The sequence below is a fragment of the Photorhabdus kayaii genome (genome assembly GCF_025384895.1).
Classification (GTDB): Bacteria; Pseudomonadota; Gammaproteobacteria; order Enterobacterales; family Enterobacteriaceae; genus Photorhabdus; species Photorhabdus kayaii.
The window spans coordinates 1-2,525 of the sequence record NZ_JAJAFZ010000153.1; the positions used below are offsets into that span (position 1 = coordinate 1).

4 protein-coding genes are annotated in these 2,525 nt (G+C 38.2%); all 4 read left to right on the top strand.

Going from position 1 to position 2,525, the window contains the following annotated elements:
• A partial coding sequence (locus tag LGZ98_RS23415) for an RHS repeat-associated core domain-containing protein (RefSeq protein WP_262978691.1) occupies positions 1-567 on the top strand: 567 nt, incomplete at its 5' end.
• Positions 564-992 (top strand): hypothetical protein, encoded by a 429-nt coding sequence (locus LGZ98_RS23420; RefSeq protein ID WP_262978692.1) that lies wholly within the window; start codon positions 564-566, stop codon positions 990-992. The genes LGZ98_RS23415 and LGZ98_RS23420, both read left to right, overlap by 4 nt.
• A 294-nt stretch (positions 993-1,286) precedes the next feature.
• Positions 1,287-1,679, top strand: coding sequence for a scabin-related ADP-ribosyltransferase (locus tag LGZ98_RS23425; protein WP_262978694.1), 393 nt, complete (start codon positions 1,287-1,289; stop codon positions 1,677-1,679).
• Positions 1,676-2,077: a hypothetical protein gene (locus tag LGZ98_RS23430; protein WP_262978693.1), complete on the top strand. Its 402-nt coding sequence runs from the start codon at positions 1,676-1,678 to the stop codon at positions 2,075-2,077. The genes LGZ98_RS23425 and LGZ98_RS23430 overlap by 4 nt, the downstream gene beginning before the upstream one ends.
• Positions 2,078-2,525: the final 448 nt, after the last annotated feature.

Genomic DNA, 2,525 nt, shown 5'->3' on the forward strand with positions numbered 1-2,525 from the left:
CAATATGAAGACACGGAAAGCGGTTTATTTTATAATCGGCACCGTTATTACGAGAGTGATACAGGCCAGTACTTATCGCCGGATCCTTTGAATCTTAGTGGTGGCGTTAACCCGTACAGCTATGTCCATGATCCGGTCAATTGGATTGACCCGCTCGGATTAGAGGGATGTTCAGGGGCTGAATCTCAATCACCATCAGACTTTGCTAGAAGCTGGCAAGGACAAGGCGATTATCCCGGCGTTGATCGTTTCCGCGATATCACAGTCAAGAAAGGCACAATATTGATGTCTGGTGCACCAGGCCAAGGAAGTTTCTACACAACCGTTAGAGCGGTTGAGAGGAGTGGATACTCTAAAGAAGGTGTGTTTAAAGGATTACAGGTAATACCTCATAAAGATTTCGGATACAGGCCAGGTATGACAGCCTATAGAGTTCTGGAAGATACACCTGCTGCCTTTGGTATAGTGAGAGCTAACCCTCATGCTGGTCCTGGTGGACTACCTCAAATAGTTATTAAAAAATACGATGGAATTTTAGAACCTTTATATTCGGTGAAGTTAAAATGATATACGCTAATGGTAATGTGAATTTAAATGGAATAATAATTAATCCATTAACTAAAAAAGATATTTTTCTAGAAAAAACATCAGAGCTTAATCCAGAAAAAATTTATATTTTTGGAAATAGAATTCGTTACTCTATCGATAATGTATTGTTTTTTAATATAAATTATATTGTCAACGCTGTTTTTCAGGATGAATTTCTCATTTATATTGAATTGCTTCCGTTCGATAAGGAAATAGAAAATAAAATCAATGTATTTACCAATGAAAACCAAATGAGAAATAAATTGATCAATGATGATTTATTAAAATCACTATTTGGTTCATCAGAGAAACTTTATTTTCCATGGGGAAGTATTGAGTCTATAGCAGATACTAGATCAGGTATGTCATACATATCTATTTCTTATAAAAACGATAATCACTGAGTTAGATATGAATAGCCGGAGAGATCCTTGTGATCTTCCGGCCTTATCAGCCCGCACCCGGACAACCCACGTCAGCGGCGCAGGCAACGCGAGCTGAAACCCGGCACTGACATCGGGGAAAAAGTGAGCTAACATCGGCAAAGTGCACATCGGGGTTTTGGGTTCGCGGCGGTGAGTGCAGTGGGACGGAGTGGCTCTTTAACAGGTTGTTATTAAATAAGAAATCCCGGCCAAAAAGTATGGTCGTGTCGGGGCAGTCCCTAAGACCCACTGGGATTAACAGAGTGTCCAGATATTGTATCTTATAGGGAAGATTCCAGAGAACCTGATGTCGTTTTCAAAGAAGGATTTCAGCCTCAGGGAATAAGCACAGACTTATACAGACATGCAAAAGATAATTACGACCCACCTAGTAATTTTATTAGCACTACAAAATCTCCTAATATGGCTGCTGAATACGGCTCGCAATTTTATACTGAGAATGGATATGTATATGCTATGAAAACGAAAAATGGCATAGATGTAAACGCCGTTTTAGGTAAAGATTCCCCATTCCCTAAAGAATTAGAAATTGCTGTGCCTGGCGGAGTTAGCCCTAAAAATATATTGGGTGCAACACCTGTTGATGCTTCTGGTAATTTTGCTAATTATAGTATCTTAAACCCGCAAAGGTATGGACCGAAATGAGCATAAAAAAAATAACAGTTAAAACAATAGAGAACGGTAATAAAGGGGAAGCCGAATTATATTTACTTACCTCATCCAGCTCTGAATGCCACATGAAGATTCTCATAAATGGAACTTGTCGAGTAGAAGTTAGTGACTTTGATTTTTTCTCTTGTTTTTTAAAAGCAAGGAAAGAGTTAAAAGATATAACCTTTCTTTGCAAAGGTGCAAAAAGGAATGTATATCCATCTAATATGTCAAGACAGATGTCTTTAGGCATGGTTGCCTATGAATGCACATTAGGCAAACAAGCCACACGTGAAGATATAGTCAAAACATTTGATTTCGATGATTTAAATTTAGTAACTGATCCAGATGAACAAAAAGAATTTCATTATGAATGGCTTAAATCATTTTAATTGAAGTAAATAATAAAAAGCCGGAAAGATCTCAGTGATCTTCCGGCCTTATGGATTACTCGTTCAGACAGCTAATCCACTCTCTACAATCGCTTTAGATATTACCCGACATTCCGCACCGCATTCATAATTTGTTGTTTTAATTAAGAATTAACAAATGCATAAATTTTATACAAACGATTTTAAATCAGTATATTACAGATATAGCTGCGGAATGACAGATTACGATAATGATACGGCCAGTACTTATCGCCGGACCCTTTGAATCTTAGTGGTGACATTAACCCTTCATTCCGCACCTAATTCAGGAATAAACCGCTTTATATTGTGCGCCTAATAAACTCAAAAGCTCATGGTGGTAAGATTGCATTCCTGTCACCATTTTATGTTCTTGAAATTCAAAGGTGTTGATCCCTTCAAAGGCCAGAAATACCCAACGCGCGGTGGG